Origin of the sequence: Sinomicrobium soli (assembly GCF_003285545.1) — a bacterium.
GTDB lineage: Bacteria > Bacteroidota > Bacteroidia > Flavobacteriales > Flavobacteriaceae > Sinomicrobium.
Map to the genome: position 1 here is coordinate 80,248 of NZ_QLNV01000011.1, position 25,895 is coordinate 106,142.

24 protein-coding genes are annotated in these 25,895 nt (G+C 47.0%); 4 read left to right on the forward strand and 20 right to left on the reverse strand.

What is annotated here, in order from left to right; genetic code table 11:
* Positions 1-305: 305 nt before the first annotated feature.
* The 10 genes from rpmF to DN748_RS14300 form a co-directional block, all read right to left on the reverse strand.
* Positions 306-503 carry a 50S ribosomal protein L32 gene (gene rpmF / locus DN748_RS14250; protein ID WP_112372499.1) on the reverse strand — a complete coding sequence of 66 codons (198 nt, stop codon included), beginning with the start codon at positions 501-503 and terminating at the stop codon, positions 306-308.
* A 29-nt stretch (positions 504-532) separates the two neighbouring features.
* Positions 533-1,069: a YceD family protein gene (locus DN748_RS14255; protein WP_112372500.1), complete on the reverse strand. Its 537-nt coding sequence runs from the start codon at positions 1,067-1,069 to the stop codon at positions 533-535.
* A 282-nt stretch (positions 1,070-1,351) separates the two neighbouring features.
* Positions 1,352-2,425: a 4-hydroxythreonine-4-phosphate dehydrogenase PdxA gene (pdxA, locus tag DN748_RS14260; RefSeq protein WP_112372543.1), complete on the reverse strand. Its 1,074-nt coding sequence runs from the start codon at positions 2,423-2,425 to the stop codon at positions 1,352-1,354.
* A gap of 178 nt (positions 2,426-2,603) precedes the next feature.
* Positions 2,604-3,173, reverse strand: coding sequence for a biliverdin-producing heme oxygenase (locus tag DN748_RS14265; RefSeq protein WP_201741485.1), 570 nt, complete (start codon positions 3,171-3,173; stop codon positions 2,604-2,606).
* Positions 3,174-3,225: 52 nt separating this feature from the next.
* On the reverse strand, positions 3,226-5,586 hold the full coding sequence (locus DN748_RS14270; RefSeq protein WP_201741486.1) for a TonB-dependent receptor: 2,361 nt from the start codon (positions 5,584-5,586) through the stop codon (positions 3,226-3,228).
* A gap of 112 nt (positions 5,587-5,698) precedes the next feature.
* Positions 5,699-6,712: a hypothetical protein gene (locus DN748_RS14275; protein WP_112372501.1), complete on the reverse strand. Its 1,014-nt coding sequence runs from the start codon at positions 6,710-6,712 to the stop codon at positions 5,699-5,701.
* 114 nt (positions 6,713-6,826) lie between these two features.
* The gene (locus tag DN748_RS14280) at positions 6,827-7,297 is read right to left on the reverse strand and encodes a hypothetical protein (protein WP_112372502.1); all 471 of its coding nucleotides are present in this window, start codon (positions 7,295-7,297) and stop codon (positions 6,827-6,829) included.
* A gap of 260 nt (positions 7,298-7,557) precedes the next feature.
* Complete coding sequence (locus DN748_RS14290; RefSeq protein ID WP_112372504.1) at positions 7,558-8,535, reverse strand: hypothetical protein; 978 nt, start codon at positions 8,533-8,535, stop codon at positions 7,558-7,560.
* Positions 8,536-8,559: 24 nt separating this feature from the next.
* Positions 8,560-9,300: an HmuY family protein gene (locus tag DN748_RS14295; protein WP_146746621.1), complete on the reverse strand. Its 741-nt coding sequence runs from the start codon at positions 9,298-9,300 to the stop codon at positions 8,560-8,562.
* 76 nt (positions 9,301-9,376) lie between these two features.
* Positions 9,377-10,096 (reverse strand): HmuY family protein, encoded by a 720-nt coding sequence (locus tag DN748_RS14300; protein ID WP_236636878.1) that lies wholly within the window; start codon positions 10,094-10,096, stop codon positions 9,377-9,379.
* Between the two features lie 375 nt (positions 10,097-10,471).
* On the opposite strand from DN748_RS14300, the gene DN748_RS14305 reads away from it, so the two are divergent.
* The 3 genes from DN748_RS14305 to DN748_RS14315 are packed head-to-tail and all read left to right on the forward strand — an operon-like array spanning position 10,472 to position 13,219.
* A complete protein-coding gene (locus DN748_RS14305; protein WP_112372507.1) occupies positions 10,472-11,323 on the forward strand; it encodes a heme/hemin ABC transporter substrate-binding protein in 852 nt (283 codons plus the stop codon).
* A gap of 2 nt (positions 11,324-11,325) precedes the next feature.
* Positions 11,326-12,372, forward strand: a complete 1,047-nt coding sequence (locus tag DN748_RS14310; RefSeq protein ID WP_112372508.1) for a FecCD family ABC transporter permease — start codon at positions 11,326-11,328, stop codon at positions 12,370-12,372.
* Positions 12,373-12,391: 19 nt separating this feature from the next.
* On the forward strand, positions 12,392-13,219 hold the full coding sequence (locus tag DN748_RS14315; protein ID WP_112372509.1) for a heme ABC transporter ATP-binding protein: 828 nt from the start codon (positions 12,392-12,394) through the stop codon (positions 13,217-13,219).
* Here DN748_RS14315 and DN748_RS14320 read toward each other — a convergent pair.
* On the reverse strand, positions 13,209-14,192 hold the full coding sequence (locus tag DN748_RS14320; protein WP_112372510.1) for a helix-turn-helix domain-containing protein: 984 nt from the start codon (positions 14,190-14,192) through the stop codon (positions 13,209-13,211). The two genes, DN748_RS14315 and DN748_RS14320, sit on opposite strands and share 11 nt — an antisense overlap.
* A 224-nt stretch (positions 14,193-14,416) precedes the next feature.
* Between DN748_RS14320 and DN748_RS14325 the strand changes: the two genes are divergently transcribed.
* Positions 14,417-15,007 (forward strand): riboflavin synthase, encoded by a 591-nt coding sequence (locus DN748_RS14325; protein WP_112372511.1) that lies wholly within the window; start codon positions 14,417-14,419, stop codon positions 15,005-15,007.
* A gap of 21 nt (positions 15,008-15,028) precedes the next feature.
* Here the strand turns inward: DN748_RS14325 and DN748_RS14330 are convergent, their stop codons facing one another.
* The 9 genes from DN748_RS14330 to DN748_RS14370 form a co-directional block, all read right to left on the reverse strand.
* Complete coding sequence (locus tag DN748_RS14330) at positions 15,029-15,814, reverse strand: enoyl-CoA hydratase/isomerase family protein (protein WP_112372512.1); 786 nt, start codon at positions 15,812-15,814, stop codon at positions 15,029-15,031.
* Between the two features lie 5 nt (positions 15,815-15,819).
* Complete coding sequence (locus tag DN748_RS14335; protein ID WP_112372513.1) at positions 15,820-17,253, reverse strand: sensor histidine kinase; 1,434 nt, start codon at positions 17,251-17,253, stop codon at positions 15,820-15,822.
* Positions 17,254-17,459: 206 nt separating this feature from the next.
* Positions 17,460-18,011: a CopD family protein gene (locus tag DN748_RS14340; protein WP_112372546.1), complete on the reverse strand. Its 552-nt coding sequence runs from the start codon at positions 18,009-18,011 to the stop codon at positions 17,460-17,462.
* A gap of 101 nt (positions 18,012-18,112) precedes the next feature.
* Positions 18,113-19,477: an MATE family efflux transporter gene (locus DN748_RS14345; protein ID WP_112372514.1), complete on the reverse strand. Its 1,365-nt coding sequence runs from the start codon at positions 19,475-19,477 to the stop codon at positions 18,113-18,115.
* A gap of 4 nt (positions 19,478-19,481) precedes the next feature.
* On the reverse strand, positions 19,482-20,513 hold the full coding sequence (gene hemH, locus DN748_RS14350; protein ID WP_112372515.1) for a ferrochelatase: 1,032 nt from the start codon (positions 20,511-20,513) through the stop codon (positions 19,482-19,484).
* Between the two features lie 119 nt (positions 20,514-20,632).
* On the reverse strand, positions 20,633-21,292 hold the full coding sequence (locus DN748_RS14355; protein WP_112372516.1) for a hypothetical protein: 660 nt from the start codon (positions 21,290-21,292) through the stop codon (positions 20,633-20,635).
* On the reverse strand, positions 21,292-23,703 hold the full coding sequence (locus DN748_RS14360; RefSeq protein ID WP_146746622.1) for an AHH domain-containing protein: 2,412 nt from the start codon (positions 23,701-23,703) through the stop codon (positions 21,292-21,294). The genes DN748_RS14355 and DN748_RS14360 overlap by 1 nt, the downstream gene beginning before the upstream one ends.
* Positions 23,704-24,038: 335 nt before the next feature.
* Positions 24,039-24,758 (reverse strand): ThuA domain-containing protein, encoded by a 720-nt coding sequence (locus DN748_RS14365; protein ID WP_112372518.1) that lies wholly within the window; start codon positions 24,756-24,758, stop codon positions 24,039-24,041.
* Positions 24,759-24,885: 127 nt separating this feature from the next.
* Positions 24,886-25,779, reverse strand: coding sequence for an AraC family transcriptional regulator (locus DN748_RS14370; protein ID WP_112372519.1), 894 nt, complete (start codon positions 25,777-25,779; stop codon positions 24,886-24,888).
* Positions 25,780-25,895: the final 116 nt, after the last annotated feature.

A 25,895-nucleotide genomic window follows, 5' to 3' on the forward strand; every position in this document is an offset into this window, starting at 1 on the left:
CCGAAGAAAAATTAACATCCCTCTACCATCGCGGGGCGGGACCTTCTGTTCCGGATACCGGAATCCGCTACCAAACACGAGGCCTCCTCCTCACACCGTCAAATAATAATCACAACTCATTCTCCTGTACACAAAGCACCTTTGCCCGGAATATATCACCGGTTTACAGCGAACTATTATATGTGAAATTATTAATTTTCTTTGAATTTCGGTGCAAAATAGTTGGTTTTTACTATTTAGAAAAATATTTCTTCATAAAAAAAACCCTCACACCGTGAGAGTTTTACATTTTAATATCGGGCTTATTAAGCCACTTCTTCTGTGGTATTATCAATTAACACCTTACCCCTGTAGTACAGTTTTCCTTCATGCCAGTGTGCCCTGTGGTAAAGGTGAGCCTCTCCCGTGGTGGAGTCTACGGCAATTTGAGGAGCAGTCGCCTTGTAATGCGTTCTTCTTTTATCTCTTCTCGTACTGGACTGTCTTCTTTTAGGATGTGCCATTTTCGTCTATTTTAAAATTTTTGCTTCTCTTATTTATCGGTCAACAGTTTTTTCAGTGAATCCCATCTCGGGTCTGTTTCTTTTTTATCGTCTTTACCGGAACTTCCGGGCTGCAATTCCGAAAGCTTCCTTACAATCTCCGAATCCAGGCTACCGTCTTCTATACCCGGGTGCACCTTTTTGGCCGGTACGGCCAGTACCGCCATTTCATATATATACTGTGCCACATTCACCTGGTGCTCTCCGTGAGGCAGGATGAGTATCTCTTCGTTCTCATCGTTGTAATCCTCCCCGAATTTCACCACCAGCTCCAGGTTTCCCCCGATCTCCTGGTCGAAAGGCTCACCGGACAGGTCACAGTACACATTAACAGTGCCACTCACTTCAAACTCCAGCTCCAGCAGGTTACTCTTCTTGCGAAGCACCACCGTGACATCCAGCGAGGCGCCGTTAAAATCGGTATACCCAAAGCTTTCGAAAAAACGGTTATCTATATGGTAGCCGAACCTGTGCTCCCCCTGCTTAAGCCCTGCAAAGGGAATATCAAAATCCCTGAACTTCTTCATCTTACACTACATTTCCTTCGCATCACATACCGACCCTTACGGTATCGGAACGGGTGTGCAAAGATATAAATTTTTATTAATGACCAACTTAGTATTGTTTTTTTTTTGATTTCCCTGGAGGAGGGAGTGGAGGTTGCCGGTTACTGGTTATTTCACAAAGATACGCAGAGGGGATTTTCCACTTTATGCTTCCGTCCCCCAGCCCCCCATTGGCACATCATCACATTGGCACATCATCACATTGGCACATCATCACATTGGCAAATTATCAAATTATCAAATTCACCCCCGTCTCCTTTTGTCGTGCCCTATATCCCGGGCGAGGTTCCTTTTAAGGGGGTTGGCACTGATCTCGTCGTATTCCCGGCGGTTCCTGTAAATCTGAATGGCGGTAAAAACCGCTTCCTCAAACGACCGGAAATCGGCTTCCCCTTTTCCGGCGATCCCGTAAGCGGTACCGTGGTCGGGGGAGGTACGGACTTTCTCAAGGCCTGCCGTATAATTTACTCCGCGGCCGAAGGACAGTGTCTTGAACGGAATGAGCCCCTGGTCGTGGTATGCGGCAAGGACGGCGTCAAATTTCCTGTAATTTCCCGATCCGAAGAAGCTGTCGGCCGAATAAGGCCCGAAAACCATGATGCCCTTTTCGAAGAGTTCGGCGATCACCGGTTTCAGCACCTGGTCATCTTCCTGCCCTATCACACCGTTGTCCCCGCTGTGCGGGTTGATGCCGAGCAACGCTATCCTGGGTTTGCGGACCCTGAAATCGCGAACCAGGGAGTCGTGTACTTTCTCCACTTTTTCCCTCACCAGTTCCGGGGTGATATTCCGGCTCACCTCATTGATAGCGATATGGTCGGTAAGCAGCCCGACTTTCAGGTCGTCGGTCACCATAAACATCAGCGCTTCCCCTCCCAGTTCCCTGGCCAGGTAATCGGTGTGCCCGGGGAAACGGAATTCTTCCGACTGGATATTACTCTTGTTGACTGGAGCCGTAACCAGCACATCCACCTCACCGGCCTTGAGTGCCTCTACAGCACATTTAAGCGATAATACGGCATACTTTCCGGCCTCTTCCGTTTCCTGTCCGAATTCTATTTTAGGCGTGTTTTTGGAAATATTGACAATATTGATCTTTCCTTCCACCACCTGGGAAACCTCCTGAACCCCGTTGTAATTAATATCAATATCAAAATGCTTTTTCTGAAAAGCCATGACCTTATTGCCTGCAAATATCACCGGAGTACAGAATTCCAGCATCCTGGGGTCCTCGAAAGTCCTGAGGATAACCTCTCCCCCGATCCCGTTGACATCCCCTATGGAAATTCCTAATTTTATGCGTTCTGTTGTATTCATCAGCGGCGGTTTGATTCCGGTGCGAAAGATACGTATTTGAAACCGATAAATCAACTGCCCCCGGGGCATTCAAACAGATGAAACCCTCTTATTCCGGCACAGGAAAACCGGAGCCGTTGAACAGGATTAAAAACTTCGGGAAGTCAAAATGCTGCCGAGCCGGCAGATCGTTGCCCGTTTAAAGCCTGGCGACTTCAGCACGATCGAAAACGTCGCCGAAGCGTTTAAAGGTTTCCGAGGCCACACGTACTGCTTTTTCCCGGTCTTCCTCATTGCGGGGCAGGCGGTTCAGCACTTCGGTAAACGCACTCCACTTCCGGGCAGACTCGTCTCCATATCCCTTAAAAAAGGAAAAACCCCTGTCAATCCCCTTTTTCTGCAACATCTGTACAATATAAGGCCCTCCCATGATGGAGCCTTCCAGCACATACAGGGCCCCCATGGCCTGGACGGCATCTCCTATCTCAGGAGCCGTAGCCGGGGGCAGGTTTTCGACACTACCGCCCAGGGCTTCTATATCGGCCCTGATATACGAGGAGTCACGACGTTCTTCATAATCGGGCAGTACGCCGTATATATAAGGCGCTATGGCCTTTTCCACCGCACTGAAATACGCGTAGAAACACTTCAGCAATGCTGCATAGCCCGCATCACTTTCGATACTCTTAATACGGAGCACCACTTTTTTCTCCGTCTCCTGGTGGTTTGTTCTGGTCGCTTCCTTGATCACTGCACTTAACATTTCCATCTTTTCCGTTTTCTTTTTATGGTTAAAAATAAGTAATTCTTTTCATTAAACCTCACTCCTTATAAAACCGGTAGGTAACCCCTGCCAGCAACACCAGCCCCGGTTGCCCGGGCATCAGCCTGTCGGTGTAATCCAGGATATTATCTGCCGTGAGCTGTATACCCATCCTGTCGTTAAACAATTTCTTCTCTATCCCGGCATTGACCAGGAAATGTCCTTTTACAAAGGTATCGTAACGATCGATAAAACGATTGTTGTTCCGGTCGCCAAAGGCGTATTTCCCCCTGTAATTCACACGTATATTGGTCGTAACATTCCACGGTGCATAGCGATAGGCCACCCTGGTATTGGCCATGTGTTTCGACCGGTTTTCCAGGCCGAAATAATCAGACAGTCTCGACTCGCGGAACAAGCCCGAAGCATTGTCGCGCACATAGGCATAGGCCCCCGTACCATTGCGTATACTGTCCATTACCCCCCGGTCTTTGGCCACCAGGTACTGATATCCAGCCCTGATATCCAGCCCGGACGGCAGCGTGACCGACGCCGAGGCTTCCAGTCCCGCATTAAACGACCTGGGCAGGTTCTGATAGGTATAGATATCCCGGACACTGGTTCCGGAAGCCACACGGATACTGTTGATCTGGTTTGAAATGTCGTGGTAGAAGGCGTTTACATCTATCTTTACATTTTTCTTCGGAGCATAGGTAAAACCCCCGTTGAACGACAGGGATTTTTCAGCCTTCAGGTTCTGGTCGAGCTGGTTCACCAGGTATTCCCTCACCTCGCTGATCTGGCCGGCATCCTTCATCTCTTCGAGGGTTTCCCGGAGCAGTTCGGTACCGATCACCAGGTAATTGGCCACCGGGTTCATAAACACCTGGTAGCGCTGGCGGTAATCGGGTGTCTTGAAACCACTACCCATAGCGAGGTTAAAAGTCAGCTCCGGCAACACCCTGTAGTGCAACCCGAGACTGGGGTTGAGCCGCCCAGTGAAACTGTTGTGATGGTCGTAACGCAGTCCGCCCACCACTTCGAGACGGTCATCGATATGCCAGTCGGCCTGCAGGTAGGCAAAGCCGCTCCACAATCCGCCGGGTACATTAAAATCACGGTTGTCCATCTGTTCCACACTACCCCCCAGCCCGGCCGTAAATTTCAATTCGTTATGGGGGGTATAGGCAAACTGCTGTTCTGCCCGGTGCAGGGTCTGTGCAAACTTCTCGGCACCGGCTTTAGCATCGGTCTCCTGCCACAATACACTCATATCCGACACATAGCGGGTAAGGTAGTAGCGGCTCATGCTGCGCACCCCGTTCTTAAAGGTCTTATCGTAAGTCAGGGAGGCATTGATATCGGTAATATCCTGGTTGTCCCCCGCCGTATTCTGTTGTGCCCCCGTCCCGAAAACCTGTTCCATAAACGATCTGCGAAGGGCATAGCGGAACGACCCCCCGAGGGTTCCCGTGGGGGAAAGGCGGTACCTCACCCTACCCTGTAACGTATAATCGTCATAAGGAGGGGCGGTAGTCCCGCCGGACATATAAGGATCGGTATTAAAACCATCGGTACGGTAATAATTGGCCGAGATATTGGCCGAACCGCGCTGGTGGTCAAACGGAGTCTCTCCTTCCAGGGTTATATCTGCAATGTTCAATGAACCGTAGCGCACCGATGCCATCGCCTGCGGCTGAATGGCACCGTGGCGGGTAACGATATTGATGGCCCCTCCGAGAGCCTCACTTCCGAAAAGGCAGGAAGAAGCTCCCTTGATGATCTCGATACGTTCTATATTGCTCACGCTGATACGGGAAAGGTCAAAATTCCCCCGGTTACGCCCTACCATGGGCTGCCCGTCGATCAGGATCATCACATAATCGCTGCTGAACCCCTGCATCTGCACCCCTGTTGCCCGGGCCCCGCCGCCTATATCGTTGACTATGGCAATCCCTGTCTGTTCCTTCAGTACCTCGTCCAGCCTGCGGCTGCCCATCTGTGCAATGGCCTCCTTCCCGATAACCGTTACGGGCATGGCACTGCCACCCCGGATATCGAGCAGGTTGTCTGCGGCCTCTACCCGGCCTTCCACCACTACTTCGTCCAGGTCGTTATCCTTGTCCATCACCAGCGTTACAGCCACCGTTTCCGTACGGCCGGGCTCCACATGCACTTTCAGGGCCTGTTTTATATAGCCCAGACCCGATATATGCAGGGTATAGTTCCCGGCGATGATATCGCGAAACCCGAAGTTCCCGGCATCATCGGTCCGGGCGATATGCATATCGGGCTCCAGGTATACGCTTACTCCTGTTACGGGAGCACCCCGGTCGTCCAGTACCTGCCCGGTAAGTGTGCCTCTTATGGGGGATTGGGCGTTACTTACATTAATAAATTTTACAAATAGTAAAATCAAAATAAATATCCTCTTAAAAATCAATGCGCCTTTCCCCTTTTAAAGTACAAACAATTTTCCATTTCAATTGGAATAGAAATACTCTCCATTACTCCATAAATCACTTATAGTATCATTTAGCAATAATACCAGTAATATAGTCCGCATACCACTGAGATAATATAACAGGTGTAGAACCATTTATATTCGCAGAATTATATAAATATATGGTTCCAAGTAAACCTGTCGGGATATCATCTGGTAGTTGCAACTTCAAAGATGTTTCCGTCTGTTCCGAAATATTAGCAGTTGCTATTGTAACTCCAAACATATCTGTAATGACAGCATATGTAAAATTTCCTATATAATATTTAGCCGCCGGACCGGTCAGTGAATAGGTAAAACTTAATTCGTCACCTTGTTTTATTTGCTGCCCTTGTTGATCTAATTGTAAGCTTTGTATCAAATCAGTTCCTCCTATTGGGGGAAGAAGTGAATAAGGTTCGGTAGTTTTTGTATAAGTTCCTGTTGTTACTTTTACATAATACCGTCCTGGATCTATTTCTTGATATGCAGGTATACTAACTATTATTGCATTGTATGTAAATATTGTTGCATTCTCCAAATCAATCTTAAATTCTTTTTTGCTTACGGAATCTATCAAAAAGACATTAGTCTCTTCCGAATTCGGTATGATGTATTCTCCTCCTATCCGTAGGCTTTGGGAATTAAGTCTATAAATAGCTGCATCTCTTTGATTTATCTCTACCCAAGGCTCAGGCTGATTAATTATCGGTATCAATGTGTAAGTTTTTACACTCTCGTCCTGAGCAATTACTGTATATACTGTTTCTGAAGTAAAAGAAACTTGTTGCTCTGATGCAGGACTCAATGACGCCAGATCTGAGACAGTTATCTTTGGAGTTACAATTTCCGGAATATCTTGAAGTGGGGGCCAGTAAACGATAATACTATCGTCCTTTATTACGGCTTTTAATTCATTGCCGTTTGCATCAGTTATACTAAACTGTTTTATATCGTTATATGGGTATTCCAAATATTCCTTTTCACAGGACAGGAATATATTCATAAATAAAATTAAAACAACCGATAAGGTTATCCTTAATCTCTGGCTTATTATGTTCACAATCTTTAAACTTTTAGAGAGACAACTCCTGCATAAATTAGCAAGAGTTGTCTGCTGTTGATAGAGATAGTAGCTAAGTGAGTTTTAAGCTAAACACACGTAACTATGTTATAGTTAAAGAGTTTTTACCTCAAATGTATAGGTTCCTTGATTCGAGGTATTGTCACCAGCCGTAGTAAAACCTATAAATGCAAATGCATAAACTGGCTCTGAACCTCCGGCTGTAACATAAAATACAAAATCGTCAGTGAGATCAACAAAACCACCTGTTGAATACGTATACCAAGTACCAGCACCCTGCGGTGTTGTAGCAACCGTTGCTGTAGCATAGGTTCCCGAATCAGCATCAGCAAATGCTGTATCTGTGGTATAACTTAATGTAAAGCCACTGGCTGCACTTATATAAGAATTGTTGTAACTGCCAAAAATTAATTGACGTGTGGATTGGGGTAAAACCCCTTGCTGACCAGTAGTAACACTTGCAAATATTTGTCCGAAGTCTGCACCAGAACTTAATGCAGGGTTCCCCCAGTTACCTGAAATTGTAATTGTTCCGTTTGGATTAATTATTCTTACTGAACTCATTTTTTTTAAATTTTAAGATTTATTTAATTTGGTTTTTGCGTTTTCTAATTCAATTATTAAGGGATGTGATAGGATATCCCCTATCTCCAATAACCAATCAAGTAAATCTGTAAAAAACGCATAAATACAAAATTCCATGATCGATTTCTTCGAGGCGGAGCAACCATTATTCACTTTTGTTTTTTCATATATAATTTTGTTTGGATTAATTATTAAAAGACGTTTCAGCACTGTCATTAGTTCCATCAATTAATATCATATTATTCCTTAGCCTGCACTGTCAGCCCGAAATTCTGTATTATCGCATCTGTCCATCCCGAATATTCAAAAGTCCACGGCCGAGTTCCGGTGGCGCCCAAAGGAAAATCATCTGGTATTTTAACTATAATCTGTTTTCTGCTTTCACTCACAATCGGCAGGTTTATATTATCACCGCTGGCCAAGTTAACGGTTACTGAGGTCGCTTCTAAAAACACATATCCGCTTTTTGCATTTATGGTGTAATTACCTCCCTGTATAACTGTACTTGAACCTGTTACAGCTTGTGGAGACCTATACTTCAGATGTATGGGTTTTGGAAGTATACATGTATTACCTAAAAATTTCACTCTAATATCATAATAACCACTATCAGCCTCTGCTGGAATAATTATAGGGAAGGTATATTCTTCTGCTCCAGCGGTAATCATAGTGGAACTAAGATCTGCAGGAATTTCTTTCTCATTTATGCTGTCGATTAAAGTCACTTCCAATGTTGCAGTACTAACACTAAATAAGTTTCCTTTAAGTGTTGTTGTGGCATTAGGATAACTTGCAAATTCGGTAGCGGTATCAGAAAGCGAATTGTAATCGACCGTAAGACTGGAAGGGTTTTGCTGAACAATATCCAGCCTATATGTTCTTATATTACCATCGTCTCCATTAACAGTATAGATCTGTGTAGTATCGTTAACAGATACAGGAAGTATCTCTTCTTCAAGGGTGGCTCCCTCTGCCAGTGTGATCTCGGGATCTATCACATCCAGAGAATAATAATAGGGCAAGTACACGGTAATGGTATTTTCAATATTGTCTATCGTTCCGTATACTATATTGTCCGGGATATTACTCACTTTGTATTCCTCAATGATATCTTTAGGTAACGGTTCGGGTTCAACAGTATCTTCACAGGAAAAAAGCAGTAAAACAGAGATTATGATCAGTATAATGACGGTAAAAGGTAAAAATCTATAGTTCATTTTGTGATTATTTTGATGAAGGTCCTATTGCGTTATTTCAAATTTGCTACTCCCGGCTTTGGCCAGTACATATTGGAAGGTATAATACACATGAGGAGAATTTCGCTTCCATTCGTCCGGGTCAGTCAAGTCCTTATACAAACTGATCATCTTTATTTTGGCGTAATTACCTTTTGCCGTTTTTACGATCATCGTACGTGGTAAAAGTGTTCTTTCCTTTTCCGTCCCCTCATATACGGTGGTCGTATCTGCCAGGCAATAAGCTATATGTTGGTATTCGTAAGAGCCATCATTAAAAATATCACCTCCAAAGTCATAACAATAATACCCTATCCCATTGCCAAAGGCTCCTGCATCGTCTGTCCCAATGATTCCTGTTGGAGTACGGAACTCTGAGTCATCGGGAATGTCTATAACATCATCAAAGGCTTTTTCAAGAATGAGTATCCCTCCTACTCCGGGCCCCTTATATCCCAGGTTAGCAACATCCGACCCGTTATTACCACCGGCAAAACTCCTGTATATCCCACTGAAACTGATATCCCATCGGTCGGTCTGTTTGTAATGGGTATTTACGGTGGCCTCATTTTCAAGACTATAATAGAGTGGGTCCTGTTCGTCCATGGGTTCGTGTCCTTCCGGGAGTTCTCCTCCGAGATTGGATACAGTAATAAGCCGGTTAAAAATAGATTCGTCCGTTACAAAATCAGGTTCTGTATCCGGATCTCTGCCGTCATCACTGCTACAGGACAAGGTCAAACTCAATAACAACAAGATTAGAACTCCTTGAAAACAGTACCGATATTTATTTTTAAGTCTTTTCATATAGCTTGTTCAAATATTATTGAGTTTTTAAATTTTCAGAACCATCTTCCTGTACATAATACCTAAAGGTAAAATAGGGCGCGGGCCAGTTCATATTAGTCACCTCCGGTGGGTTGCCCTGGTAGACACTGATCAGTTCCAGTTTGGCATATTTACCATCGGGAAGCCGGATGGCCCAGGTCCTGTCCCTGACAGGTATGGCTATATGGGTATCCATACTGTAAAAAAACCAGCCATCATCATAAGCGCTGGTGGCCCATCCTATCTTGGTGATTTCTGAAGTATCGAATTCTTCATCTGAAGGTGCTTCATTTACCGTTTCATATGGTTGGTCTATCATCACAACCGACGTATTCACAGCTTCTCCTTCATAACCAGGGTTATAAAAATAATTTGCATTATTGACAAACACCTCACTGTTATAGGGCCCGGTAAAGGCCAGGTCCCAGTCGGCGGTTTTCATCCAGCGGGCAGAATCGGCTTCATTGCGCAGCCAGACCTGTTTCTGGTCGCTGAGCCGGAACAGGAAGGTGTCGAAACCCTGTTTGGTCTTGCCGTCCACATCCCCGCCCATGGAGCCGTTGGTATCTCCCGGAAGGTCCCGGACCACGGTACTGAACCCGTCGTCGAGATCTCCTCCGTCTACAGTATCATCACTGCCGGAACAGGATTGCAGCATCCAGGGAATAAGCAGCAGGAACATAAACCACCTGTTTACCATGATTATCATTCTCATTTTCTGTAAGTTATTTTATTTATAATTAATCTAAATAAATGTCATTGCAATATTAGTCATAACCCCCTACAGGTGATTTGTGCAATCCGTTCTTTGTTTTGTGCGATCCGTTTTATTTTTTGTGCAATCCGTTTTTTTAAAGGATAAAAACCAGGACCCCGCGGGATAAAGTATGTACAACAAACAGATGTAAAAAACTGATTAAAAGCATTTTAATATCACAAATCCCGGTGCAGCCGCGGGGCCGGATTTTGTGCAATCCGTTTTTCCCTGTGAAAACGCTACTTGTATTTAGACTGATTAAATATTTCTTTTGTACCGCGTACGGCCGGATACTGCATCATTATTCCGCCCGAAAAAGAAACAGCATCAACTATGAGCATCACATTCAGAAAGATATATATCCCTGTCATTACCCTCCTGCTTGCCGGGGCGGCGCACACCCAGCCCCGGCGGGTCATCACCCTGGGAGGGGCCCTTACGGAAACCGTTGCGGCATTCGGGCTGGCCGACCGTATTGTAGCCGTAGATGTAACCAGCGAATATCCCGAAGCGATACGAAAACTGCCCAAGGTGAGCAGGAACCGTTCGGTTTCGGCAGAAGGGCTGATGGCCTTCCGGCCCGACCTGGTCCTCGCTCCCTATGGCGACGTTCCTTATGGGGTGGTTCAGGCACTTAAAGGGGCCGGTATACGCTTTGTAGCCATAAGGCAGGATTTTTCGGCAAAAGGGGCCCTGGCATTTATCCGGGATGTGGGAAAGGCCCTCGGAATGAAAGACCGGGCAGCACAACTCGCAGACGAGACCGGCATCCGTATAGAACAGGCCCTGCAAACGGTAGAGGCCGCAGATAAAAGTCCCACGGTACTGTTTATCTACGCCCGGGGTACGGGCACCATGACCGTGGCGGGCGGGGGCAGCAATATGGATGCCCTTATACACCTGGCCGGCGGGCGGAATGCGATACGGGAATTCAACCAGTTCAAGACCTATAATACCGAAGCCCTGGTGAATGCCAACCCCGATGTCATTCTCATGTTCGATTTCGGTATGGAAAGCCTCGGGGGCCGCAAAGGAGTTCTCGGCATGCCGGGAGTAGCTTTTACCAATGCCGGGAAACACCAACGGATCGTAGCCCTGGACGGACCGCTTATGATCAATTTTGCCACCCGGCTCGACCGCGCCATATTAAGCCTGCACCGCGAGCTTGTAAAAGGAGAGGAATAAGCATGAACAGAAAAAGTATTATTTACGCCATACTTACCACCGGGCTTTTTATCGCAATCCTGTTCTCCCTCGGTATGGGCGCCATGAAAATACCCGTTACGGATATCCCGGGCATTCTTGCGGGATCTTCAGGTCTTTTTACCGGGCTCACTACCGACGACGACCTGGCCGGAAACGTATTATCATATGTACGTATGCCCCGGGTACTGCTGGGTGTACTGGTCGGGGCGGCCCTGGGGATATCGGGTGCCGCGGTACAGGGCATCTTCCGCAATCCCCTGGCCGAACCGGGACTGATAGGGATCTCGGCAGGGGCCTCCCTCTTCGCCGCCCTGGTCATCGGCATGGAATCCGTTTTGCTGGTCTCCATAGGACAGTTCCTCGGGTATTACCTGCTGGCTTTCGCCGCTTTTGCCGGGGCCGGACTCGCAGCCATACTGGTATACCGGTTTTCCAGGACAGACGGCAGGCCGGATATAGCGACCATGCTGCTGGCCGGTATTGCCATCAATGCCCTGGCAGGGGCGCTCACCGGACTGATCTCCTACCTCGCAGACGAACAACAGCTGCGCACCATCACTTTCTGGATGCTGGGCAGCCTGGGCGGGGCCAGCTGGAAGATGGTACTGGGTATTTTCCCTTTCGTACTCGTTCCTGTACTGGCGCTGCCGCTGTTTGGCAAGGGGCTTAACCTCTTTGCCATAGGAGAGCGGCAGGCCGAACAGGCGGGGACAGATCCGGGGAAGATCAAGAATGCTGTAATTATCTTTTCCACCCTGTCGGTAGGCGCCTGTGTATCGGTTAGCGGGATCATAGGGTTTGTAGGGCTACTGGTGCCGCATATCGTTCGCCTGCTCGGCGGAGTGGACCACCGGTTTGTCCTGCCTGCCTCAGCACTGCTCGGGGCACTCGTACTCACGGTATCGGATATGCTGGCCCGGGTTCTCGCAGCGCCCCTGGAATTACCTATCGGAGTGATCACGGCACTGCTGGGCGCTCCCGTATTCCTGTATATACTGTACAGGGATAAAAAGAAAACAGCACAGTAAACCATCAAAAGAAAAAGACATGTTAAGGGTAGAATCGGTCAGCTATAAGGTCAATGGCAGGTATTTGCTGAAAGATATCACCTTCAGTATACGAAAGGGTGAAATAGTCGCTGTAATCGGCGCCAACGGGGCGGGGAAATCGACCCTGATGAAAATCCTCTGCCGGGAAAAGAAACCTACGGAAGGCCGGGTGGTGTACGACGGAAAGAACCTGGATGCATATACTGCCAGGGAACTGGCCGGAAAGCGTTCCACCTTCTACCAGCAGAATACCGTAAGCCTGGCCTTTACGGCAGAGGAGATCGTCCGTATGGGCAGGTATACCAGCACGGCAAAAGACAAGAGGGCCGACAGCATTGCCCTCTCGGAGACCATGAAAATATGCGGTATCAGTCACCTGGCCGGACGCTCCATGCTCACCTTGTCCGGGGGCGAACAGCAACGGGTTCACCTGGCCCGGGTACTGGCCCAGGTATGGGACCATAAAAACGCACTGCTGCTACTTGACGAGCCTGTTTCTGCTATGGATATGCTTTACCAGCACCAGACACTTGGGATTGTCAATGCCCTGGCCGGAAAAGGCTATATGGTGGTCTGCGTACTGCACGAAATCAACATGGCCGCCCAGTATACCGACCGTATCATCATGCTTAAGGAGGGACGTAAATGGTGGGATGGCACCCCGGAGGAAGTACTCACCACAAGGAATATCTATTCGGCTTTCGGGCTGCATACTTCCGTACAGACCGACCCCCGGACCCTGATTACCAAAGTAAGCCCGAGCGGTATAAAACTGGACGCCGCCTCATTCAATTCCAACCTGAAGGCACCTTACCTCAGACCCTGACCCCGCTGGGCGGAAAGCCATAATAGCGCTTAAATGCATTCGTAAAACTGGCCTGGTGCTTAAACCCTACCGAGGTAGCTACCTCGTACATGTTGTTTTTCCGTTCCTCGACGATCAGCCTGCGGGCCTCTACCATCCGAAGCCGGGTAATAAAATCGTAAATGGTGGTGCCGAAATATCTTTTAAAGCCCGTTCTCAGTTTCGATTCATTGATCGCAGCCATCCGGGACAACTCCCTCTGGGTAGGCGGGTCGATATAATGCTGCTCCAGAAATTCGCGGACGTATTCCAGTTTGGAAATGTCCTCATCGTGCAGGACGTTTCCCTCGTCTTTCAGAAACTGGCTGAACTGTTCCAGCTGGTACATGATCAGCTCCATGACCCTGGCATCGGTAAACATACGCTTCAGGTCGCCGGCCTGTTTGCATTCGCGTATGCCATCTATGGATTTCCTCATTTCCGGGGTTACATACAGGTCTTCCCCGATAAAGGAGGCGGCCACCCCCTTGTTTATTTCTCCCATGAAATTCTCATGCATGGGCGTCCCGGTATCTACCAGGTTAAAGTAGTAATCCCTGGAAAGCACCACGAGAAAATAGATATATTCCCAATCCGGTTTTACTTCATAACTCTGCCGCTGTGCAGGCACGTACCGGATATTGTGCCGGCTCTGACGGTACTGACCTCCCCCGGAAATACCCGCCTTTTTCTTTTTCTCCCGGCTGAAAATAAACTGGCTGGCAATCACATCGCCATCTACCTCGGTCTCTATCCGGACGGCATCACTGAAATTCATTTCGGAATACAACAGAAACAATCCGTTGGTAGACAACTGGTAGTTTTTCATCTCTACGGGGGCATGCCTGATATTTACCTGCCGTTCGGACAAACGGTGGTCCGGGACATATTTTTCCGGGATCTCTTCCTGGAAAAGCCACTCGCTATGGTTTTCTATCCTCGCTTTGATCAACATGGGCCGGTGAGTTTAAGACAGTAACTCCCATCAAATAAACGCAAATATACCATTTTATTTATAAAGATTCTAAATAGATGGCAGTTGTTTTTGGGTTGAAGGTTACAAGTTGCAGGTTTGACTACGAACTAACAACTACGAACTAACAACTAAAAAACTCTCCCCCTGATCACATTAATATTTCCTACTTTTACATTGTAAAAATAACTTATAAACACAAAACCATGTTTACAGGAATCATAGAAACTCTGGGAACCATTGAGAATATTGCCCGGGAAGAGGATAACCTGCATATTACGGTCCGCTGTTCATTCACCGGGGAACTCCAAATAGACCAGAGTGTGTCGCACAACGGTGTATGCCTTACAGTAGTGGGGATAGACGAAGACCGGTATACGGTAACTGCTATCAGGGAAACCCTGCAGCGTTCCAACCTGGGGCAGCTCAAGCCGGGAGACATGGTAAACCTGGAGCGGGCCATGAAACTGGGGGAGCGGCTGGACGGTCATATCGTACAGGGGCATGTAGACCAGACCGCGGTGTGCAGGGATATTGAACACGCCAACGGAAGCCGGGTATTTACCTTCGGTTATGATGCTTCCTCAAACAATGTAACCATAGAAAAAGGTTCCATCACCATAGACGGTACCAGCCTCACCGTAGTGGATTCGGGCAGGGATTTTTTCAGCGTAGCCATTATTCCCTATACGTTTGACCATACCAATTTCCGGAATTACACTAAGGGAACTGTAGTAAACCTGGAGTTTGATGTGGTGGGAAAATACGTTTCGCGGTTGATGGAACTGAGGTCATAAAGGCCGTTCGTCCGGGAAATGCTATCTTCCCGGAAATTCCGCCTTCCGCTTTTTGAGGAATGCCGTCGTCCCTTCCTTAAAATCCTCGGTACCGAAACATGCACTAAAGGCTTCTATCTCCGTTTTAAAACCATCCGTATCATACCGGAACCCTGCGTTTACGGCATGTATTGCGGCAGCGATGGCCACCGGAGAGTTCTTGCTGATCTTCTGTGCCAGGCTTTCACAAAACCCGGGGAGCTCCTCCGGCGCAACTACGTGATTTACCAGCCCCCATGCTCTGGCTTCTTCGGCACCGACCATCCCGGCTGTCATGATCATTTCCATCGCTTTCCCTTTCCCTACGAGCTGTGGCAATCGCTGTGTACCCCCGTAACCGGGGATTACTCCCAGAGAAACCTCCGGCAGTCCCATTCTGGCATTGGAAGAAGCCACTCTGAAATGACAGGCCATCGCCAGTTCCAGACCTCCTCCCAGGGCAAACCCGTTTACCGCGGCAATAATGGGAGTGGAAAGGTTTTCTACAAAATCGAAGAGCAACTGTTGTCCTTTTGCCGCAAGTGCCCCTCCTTCCTTCACCGAAAAACCGGCAAATTCCGAAATATCCGCACCGGCCACAAAAGCCTTGTCCCCGCTACCGGTAACAACGATCGCCCTGATCTCCGGGTCCTTGTCACAATCTTCAAAAGCCTCGTGCAGTTCTGCAATGGTAGCCTTGTTCAGGGCATTCAGTTTTTCCGGGCGGTTTATCGTAATAAAAGCGATCCCGTTACCTTCCTCTACATAAATGTTTTCGTACTCTTCCATAATATTTATTTTTCAGCTTCTTCCTCCTGCTCTTTAGGAAAAACCATGACAAACACGGTCCCTTTCCCGGGCTGTGAGGTAAAGTTAATGCTTCCCTTGTAATTTTCCACGATATTCTTTACCATACCGAGCCCGAGCCCCATACCGCTGGTCTTTGTGGTAAACCGGGGCTCGAAGATCTTTTCCCTGTTTTCTTCTGCGATCCCCACCCCGTTATCGGCAACGGTGATCTTTACCCTGTCTCCTTCGGAAAGTACCGAAACAACCACCCTGGGGTCCCGGTCCTCGGGTATGGATTGTATGGCATTCTTGACCAGGTTGGTGATTACCCGTATAAGCTGGGTACGGTCGAAACGGGCCGTGATCTCTTCCTCATGGGTAACAAAGGCGATATAATCTTCGGTAAAGATATCCAGGGCCAGGCGAACGATCTCCACGACATTCAGCGTTTCGTTCTGTTGCGCGGGCATACTGGCAAAATTGGAAAAAGCAGAAGCTATGCTGCTCATGGTATCGATCTGCTGAATAAGGGTTTTGGAAAACTCGTCCAGTTTTTTCTCTATCTCCGGATCGGAAGGGTCGAATTTCCGCTGGAAACTCTGCACGCTGAGACGCATGGGGGTCAGGGGGTTCTTGATCTCATGCGCCACCTGCCGGGCCATCTCCCGCCAGGCCTGCTCGCGCTCGCTACGGGCCAGGCGTACGGCACTGTCTTCCAGGGCATCGACCATGTTGTTGTAGGCATTGACCAGGTTAAAGATCTCTTCTCCGGCATGCTTCAGTGCTATTTTTTTATTCGCAGCCTCCGAACTGAACCGGGTTTCCTTGAGCTTGTCACTGATGGTTTTCAGCGACCGGGTGATGTATTTGGAAATAAAATAGGCCAGGAACACAGCAATGATCAGGATCAGCACATAAACCCCGCCCAGGCGGAACAGGAACGAACGCAGCTCCTTGTTGTTAAAGGAATCGTCCTCGAAATAGGGAATGTTCAGTATCCCGACAGGCTTAAAGCGCAGGTCCGTAATATAACAATAGGAAGCCCGGTAACGGTCGCCCGCGGCGAGGTGCTTTTCGATATAGCGCTTATACGGGCTCATGGCGATCCGGTTAAGTATCGTATCGCTGAGGCGGAACATGGTGGAATCCTCGTCCGTATACGGTTTGGAACTGGCAACCAGGTTGCCTTCGAGGTCATAGATATTAAAAGATACGTTCTGTACATCGGCTATGCGGTAGATCTCATCCCTGAAAATATACCTGAGGTTCTCCTGCGTGGCCGGCCAGGTAGTCGTTTCAAAAGCGTAATTGATACTGGCCATCACCTGGTCTTCCTTGCGGTCGAGCCGCTCCTTGTGGTATTCTTCAGACTGCTGTTTGAACTGTAAAATGGTAACCCCCGCAATCAGCACAAAGGCCACGAGCACCAGTACGATCATGGTGACAAATATGCGCAGTCTTAATGATAATTGTTTATACACCGTTTTTCCGTTTATTCAAAAGCTTGCAGGGTTGTAGTTTTTTAGTTCTTAGTTGCAGGTTTCTCCAAACTAACAACTAAGAACTAAGAACTAAATAACTAATCACAACCGACTTTCAGCCTGCCGGCTTCCCGCTTCCCTTATACAATATTCACGCCATACGGTCAGGCATCCGGGTTTTTTTCGCGGATGCGTTTGTAGAGCCTGATCCCCAGCATCAGCAGTATGCCGAGTCCTATGATACCCAACACCCCGAAAATCCAGTGGATACTGTTTTTGAGAATGGCCAGGAATACAATGGCAAAAAGCAGGATGGTAGCCCCTTCGTTCCATATTCTCATAAACCCGGACGAGTACCTTACCTCACCACGCTGTAACTGCCGGAATATCTGGTGTGTTTTCAGGTGATAGAGCACCAGCAGGACCACGAATAACAGCTTCAGGTGCATCCATCCCATTTTCAGCCAGTACGGATAAAGGACGAGCAGCCATACGGCAAATATCACGGCAAGCACCGCCGAAGGCCAGGTAATTATAAACCACAACCTTTTGGCCATAAGCTTCAGCTGCTTCCCCAGGATCTCCTTTTCGGGAGACGGCTTTCCGGATGCTTCCACCTGGTATACAAAAAGCCGGGGCATATAGAACAGGCCGGCAAACCAGGTAATGACAAATATAAGGTGAAGCGCCTTGATGTAATTGTAATAATCTGTCATTGCTCTCTTGTTTCGCCCGATAAATTTAGACAATATTATCGGTTTAAAATACTTTACCGGGCAGATCCTGATGGTTTCGGGTGGCACAAAATTCAAAACCTTCATTCCTCCACAGCAGCGATCTCTGGCTTTAAACGCAGCCTGATCTCCCTGAAAAGGTAGAACCCGGTCACCAGGGTCGACAGCACATCGGCTATGGGGAAAGACATCCACAACGCTTTTTCCCCGTAAAGTCCGGGCAATATGAGTATGAGGGGAATAAAAAAGAAGCCCTGCCGGGTAAGGGTGAGCAGCAAGGCCGGAACTGCCTTGCCTACCGCCTGGAAATACGCGGCCCCTATAAGCTGTAATGCGATAACGGGAGTGGCCGCAAAAACCCATCTCATCGCCCCGGGTGCACGTTCCAGTATTTCGGCATCGGTGGTGAATACCCTGACGATGGTATCGGGAAAGGCCATGATAAAAGCAAAGACCAGCAAAGCCAGTAAGGCAGCGTATTTAACCGCTATGGTAATGCTCTCCACCACCCTGCGGTACTTCCCGGCACCGTAATTGAACCCGGCGATCGGAAGGAAACCCTGGGTAACCCCAAGCACCGGGAACAGGGCAAACATCAGCATTCTTCCTATAATGGCATACACCGTGACCGAAGCTTCCCCTCCCAGGCGAAAGAGGATATTGTTTACGAAGAGATAGGTGACACTCACCACCGCCTGGCGGGCCAGGGTCACAAACCCGAGTGCTCCTATCTCCCTGACAATCCCTGCCTTGAGGGTAAGGTGTCCGGCCCCTATTTTCAGTTCGGAATTCCCGGACCGGAAATACCAGAGCATATAGGCAAAACACAAAAAGAAAGACCCCGTGGTAGCCCATGCCGCTCCCTGCATGCCGTATCCCAGCAGGTTGATAAATACATAATCGAGGACAAGGTTCCCTACCGAAGGGATCATCATGGCCACCATGGCAAATTTCGGTTTGCCCTCGGCCCGGATCACATTGTTGCCCATCATGCACAGGGCGTGAACGGGAACGCCGTACATGACAATGGTGTAATAGGTCTTTGCCGGGTCGAATATATCGCCCTTCCCCCCGAATCCGGGCACCAGGACATCCGCAAAACCCAAGCCGGCCACGGCGAGAACAAGAGTGATCGCCAGGGTCAGCACAAGCTGGTTCCCGAACGTATGCAGTGCCTTTTCCGGGTTTCCCGCACCGAGTGACCGCGAAATTATGGACGCTCCTCCTATACCTATGGCCATCCCGAGAGCGGCGATAAAAAAGGAGACCGGTAGCACCACATTTATGGCAGCAATGGCGATAGAGCCTATCCAGTTGCCTACAAAAATGGTGTCGATAAGCACATTGAGCGACATCACCAATATCCCTATCGAAGCCGGCAGCGCCTGCTTTACCAATAATCTCCCTACAGGCTCTTTCCCGAGGGCTTCTGACGAAATCCCGGCCATACTATTATTTTTTCAAAACCGCGGTATCTGCCCATTCATCCATCCACCTGGCCAGTACCTTTACCCAGTCCTCCCTGTCATTGATACAGGGTATTACGTGGAATTCTTCCCCTCCCTTTTCGAGAAAGTCTTCACGGGCCTCCATACCGATCTCTTCGAGGGTCTCCAGGCAGTCGGAAACAAATGCAGGGGTTGCGATCGCCAGTTTCCTGACCCCTTTCGCCGGAAAAGCGGCCACCGTATTATCGGTAAAGGGCTGCAACCACGGGTCTTTTCCCAGCCGCGATTGAAAAGAGACGGAGTAAGACCCTTCCTTAAGCCCGAGGTAATCCGCCACCTGCCTGGTCGTCTCGTAACACTGGTGACGATAACAGAACTGGTGGGCGGGCGAGGGAGTTTTACAGCACTGCCCGTCTATTTTGCAATGTGAATGTGTGATATCGGATTTGCGGATATGCCGTTCGGGAACCCCGTGATAGGAGAACAGCAGGTGATCCCATTCCTTCCCTTTAAGGGCTTCTTCTACAGATGCGGAAAGTACCCTGATATAATCGGGATGATTGTAAAACGGGGGCATGGTCGTAAAATCCATATCGGGAAAATGCTGTTTCCGGAGCTTTTCGGCCAGCACCAGGATGGTTTCGGTGGTGGCCATCGCAAACTGCGGATAAAGCGGTATGAGCAACACCTCCCTGACCCCTTTTTCATACAGTTCCCTCAGGCCGTGTTCGAGGGAAGGGTTGCCGTATCTCATGGCCAGTCCTACAGGTACCGAGACCATGTCCTGTACTTTTTCCTGCAATCTCCGGGAGAGCACGATAAGCGGCGAACCTTCGTCCCACCAGATCCTCCTGTAGGCTTCTGCGGAACTTTTGGGCCGGGTCCTCAGTATCATCCCCTTTACGATAAAAGCCCTCAACAGCCAGGGGACATCTATCACCCTTTTATCCATTAAAAACTCATCCAGGTATTTCCTTACGTCTGCTTCATCCGTACTGTCCGGCGAACCGAGATTGACCAATAATACGCCCTTCATCCTTTTGCTCTGATTTTTCAGACAAAAATAGGCATTCTTTAAGGTTTGACCGGCAGGAATACCTTTTTTTTAATCGTATGGGAACGGGGTCGGAGTTCCCGGTTTTTTAATCAAGATGCTTACTCAAAACTTATTTTATCAAAGAGCTTAGCTTTATAACCAGAAACATTATTTTCTTCCAATGCTTTTTTTAACCTTTCACTTATAATGGTATGATTAAATGCTCCGGTTAGGTAGAAATCATATTTACAAAATTCAACACTCATTTTTAGCTTGCCTAAACTAATTGGTGTAAGCCCTGTATATTTTTTTTGCTCATTTAATATTTGCTCTTTAGAAATTATAGGGATTTCCATTATTTTAGTGAAGGTCGCTTTTTTTATTTGATAAACATATGCGAAAGAATTCTTATTATCTATAAGTTCCCAAAAATCATTAGGTATATAATGAAACCAATAGTACTGCAAAACCTTATCATTATGAAACACTTTTGTTGGATAAAAAGTATGAGGAGGTAAACAATGTTTTTCTAGAATATTTTTTACTTTTTCATCTATAATAAATGCAAACCTCCCAGGGTATGGAGGTAAAATATTTACAGGACTGGCATCTTTATGTAATTCATACTCGAGATTAGGCACAAAATCAGGAAAATGATGTATAGGAAGATTATAATACCCTTCGGGTAGGCTAGGATTATATCCTTCTTTGAATTTTAATTGTGGGTAGTATCCGATGATTTTTAAATCATCGGATACTCCTATAGAATAATATCTCATTAGTTTATACCATTTAAAGGATTGACAACGTCTCTAAAATAGGTATTTAAATTCATTCCTGAACCTATGGCTTCATCAATTAAGTTATTTAATTCAGGAATTAAAGAGTTATTTAAAAATTCTGATGCATTATCAGAAGTAAGTATATTACTGCTCTTAAATTCATCAAGTTTATATTGAACAAATTTATCATAAGCCGGATGATTTCCATGTATCCCCTCACCGGTTAAAGCCGTATATTTCTGTAATGCCTTTCCATTAACCGCAGAATTCATATGAAACCCGGCATAGGCAGCCTCCTGAACAACTTCGTCCCCTAATTTATTCCATGGGATAATATGATGTGCTTCTTCTAATGCCGTTGTTTTTATAACAGTAGCCAATTTACTTCGACTCCCAAACGTAACTAAACCATCTACAACGTTAAAGGATAATGACACACTTTTCCTTCCTACATTACCTATGATCTTCCAGGCTGCTGTTCCCTTCACAATTTTAGTTACAGGTTTCATGATTTTGCCACCAGGAATAAAACCTACTATGATCATTCCTGCTGACAATGCCTGGCTTTGTTCAACGCCATCAAAATCCTTTCCGTCTATAAGAATAATAGCATCTTCTAACGGAAGGGCATAGCGGCCAACAAACTTGGCACCATCCCAGAAAGCATCAATAAGAAAATTCAGGTCGGTATGCGTATAATCCGGTTTAGGTAATTTATATTCATACCATTTATTGGTCTCATAACTATACATATAATTATAACCATCGACAGGCAGTTCGCTAGCGGCAATACTCTTTTCTTCCTTTTTATTAATAATCCGCTCCCTGGAAGATTGATATAATACCTGTCCGCTTTCCAGGAGGTACATCAATTCTCCAAGATCGGGAGAATACGTTGCCACATACTTTAGGGCAGGCCGGTTTTGGAATGTCCCGGATTTTGTAAAATCCCAGCCATTGTCATTCGCCCTTTCCAGATCAATTTGCATCAGGGCTTCAGCTTTGGCTTCAACAGAATTATTGTTATTGTATAAAAAAGAATGTATGTCCTCAATCTTGCTTTGATTGCCAGGGTCAAGTATCCAGTTTGCCTGTTCTTTTGAGATGCCATCAAAATCCTCCTCCAGGTAAAGAAGTGAATTCATAACCTCCAGCACTTCCGCCGAAACACTGTTAAGGCCAATACCATCGATATCCGGACAATTATCTTCAATGACTTCTTCATCCGGCACATCTGAATCTTCCGGGGTTGCAGGTCCGTCCTCCTCATCTCCGTTTCGCGCCATTACAAACGTTTTTCTCTCTTGATCGCTTACTTTATCATCCATACAATCATTCAGATCTACGTCTTCTATAGAACGTTCCAGCTCAGAAAGTAAGGCTAATTGTGAAGTATCCAGATCCGATGCTTCACTTTGTAAAAAGTCATGTACCGCTGCCATTTCACAAAAACTCAGCGTATGCGTTTCATTTCCCGTTCCCTCTTCTTCCATTAATATCTCTGCAGGTACAGAAATCTCAACACACTCTATCTCAATTACAATATCATATCCCGTACCTCCGTAACCGGTGGTAGGGTCTCCACACCTGTTATCGCCCGGTTCCCCGGAGTTAGGGCCTTCAGGATGAGGGGTATCTCCGTTAGGGCCGTTACAATTATATTGGGATACATTTATTCTTGCATTACAAAGACGTTTAATTCTATTTCCTCCACCAGAGGAACCTCCTCCGCTTCCGGAAGAACCTCCATCTCCCCAATCACTGACATTTGAGGTAGTCCACCAGGAATTACCGCTCCCGCTTCCTCCTCCGCCGCCCCCACCTGAAGAACCTCCACATGGGGGAGTGGTTTCTTCTATATCTTCTGATCTCGCAAAAATTCCGCTTTTCCCTCCCTTGGAAACCTTCCCTTGTAATTGCCTGTCATCTGCCCAATAGGTAGATATGGACCATTGGGCCTCTTTATAAGAACCGGGAGTAATCTCATTAATCGGTATGTCGGTTTCGTACTTGACTATAAAAGGGCGCGAAGGGGCTTCTCCCGGGGCTTTCCTGACAACCAGGTTATATAATACATTAGGATTACTGTCGCCCTGCAACAGTCTCATACTATAAGATTTAACACCATCCGTATTAGTGGTTTCCATGATCAGTGAAGCGTTCGGGCTTTCCCTGAATTGTTTAGCCGATATTTTCCCGGAGTGCCTGCTATAGGCATTCATGATATCGGGAATTTTATCCGGTGTTACATATTGGTAAGTAGATGTTGAAATATCGGATGAAGAAGGGTGCCGGGGTCCATCATCTTCTGTACGAATAGCTATTCCCGTATCTTCTTTTTGACAAGCAAAACACAGGAATAAGAGAAAGACATAAAAAATTTTGGTCGGAGTAATAATGTTTTTCATAAGCATAAATAAATTTTGTTCAAATACAAGGGGAGGGCGACAATAGTAAAAATATAAATAAAATCATAAAAAACAATGATATAAACAACAAAATCGCATTAATTAAAAACATTATGCAACACAAAATCAGTCCTGATATAAATTACTGATTAACGGAATTAAGACAAAATACGTAATACCGAATATGCCTCCAAGGAATGTTTATAGCTGTTTTTTTAAGAAAAAACACAGGTTGTAAAGTCATAGATGTTTGCAGCTCGGAAATGAGTTTTGGAGCACGAAGTTTTTTAATTCAAAATTCAGAATTTAAAATTTATAATCCACAACCCGCAACGCTACCGGAACAGGCAGTATTTGATCCCTTCCAGCAGGTGTTGTACAAAGGCTTCCTCCTCGTAGGATTCGACCGTATGCCCGCCCCCGGTATAGAACGAACGGCCCCCGGCAAATTCCTGGTACCAGGCTATGGGGTGAGACGGCCCGTTGGTACCGCCTTCATAGGAAGATTCGTCGAGGTTGAGCAATACCTTGATATTCGGACTGATATTCTTGAAGTTGTACCACTCGTCGGTACGCACCCAGGTATCCCCCAGGTGGGAACAGGTAGCATGGGTCGGCATTCTCACCTGTATGGAAGCCTCCTGAATCTCGGGATGCCCGTCGAAATAAGCTCCTACCAGCATACCGTACCAGGGCCAGTCGAATTCGGTGTCCGATGCGGCGTGCACGCCGACGAAACCTCCTCCTTTTTCCATGAAGATCTCGAAAGCCTTCTGCTGTTCGTCATCCAGTATATCTCCCGTGGTGTTGAGAAATACCACGGCATCGAAATGCGGGAGCGAATCTTTCGAAAAAACCGAGGCATCTTCCGTATGCAGTACCCCAAAACGGTTCTCTGCTCCGAGTTTTTCTATCAATGCCACGCCTGCCTCTATGGACTTATGGCGGAATCCTTCTGTTTTGGTAAAAACAAGTACGCTCTGCTGCTTCTGTGCATATCCCCCGAAAGAAACAAGGGCAAACAGCAGCAGCAATAAGGCCGGGGTTGGTTTCATCCTGTATTAGTTGTAATTAAAGGGTTAGTTGTTTCCGGAATCGGGGAACCGGGTTCCCAAATGTAGTGATAAGTTGCGTATTTCAGCTTCTGAAAAGGGGCTTATTTTTTCTTGCCGCAGAAAATACCTATACGTTCAGGGACATCAGGTATTTTTTAGGCGTTGTTCCGTACTTCTTTTTAAAAGCCGCAATAAAATGGCTCGCGGTGCTGTACCCTATCCTGAACCCTACCTCATTGACATTGTGGGCCCCGCCCTCCAGCATCTTCCTGGCGTACTCCATTTTGTAATCGAACAAGAAACTGTATACGGAATCGCCATAGATCTGTTTGAACCCCGTTTTCAGCTTTTTCAGGTTGAGCCCCACCTCATTGGCCAGGTTTTCCAGGGTAGGAGGTTCGGCCATATTGGCAATTACAATATCCTTGGCCCTTTTTATCCTCGCCACATTCTCTTCGTCTACCAGGAAGGGGCACTGGTCGGTATCGGCATCATCCGGTTTGTTGAAATACAACCCCAGAAGCTCATAGGCCTTGCCTTTCAGGTACAGCCGCTTTACGGAATCGCGAAGGTTATAATGCACCATCTGGTTGAGCACGACCATCATGGCCGGGGAAACATCGGCGTTATCGTAATATTTCCTGTCTTTGTTCTCCTCGCTGAGAAAATGAATGTAACCGGCTTCATGTGAAAAGAGGGAATGAAATTTCTGTATGGATATCAATACGGAAAGCAGCTGTGCCTTAGGCCCTATCTCCACGTCTATGGGCAGGTCGCGCTGCGGATTGTAAAGCAGCAGCGACTGCTCTTCCCCTACCTGGAGATGATAGCGGCCCCCGCTGAAATTAAACCTGGAATCTCCCCGCAACCCGAAGTGAAACTGGATATAACTACAATCGATCTCCCTGGTCAGATGCTGGCCGGCACTTCCTTCATTCTGTATTCTCAAAAGGGAAAACCCCTCCTCGAGCTGCACTTCATCCGCAGCACTTACAGCGATATTTTTATCTTCCGTAATCATGAGCTCATTCGACTTTTTTATTTAGAATAATTCTAAATTCTACTTTTTGAAACCGTTGATATTCCTACAAAAGTACGGTTTTTGGCCCATTCGCACACCTAAACGGGCGAAAATTT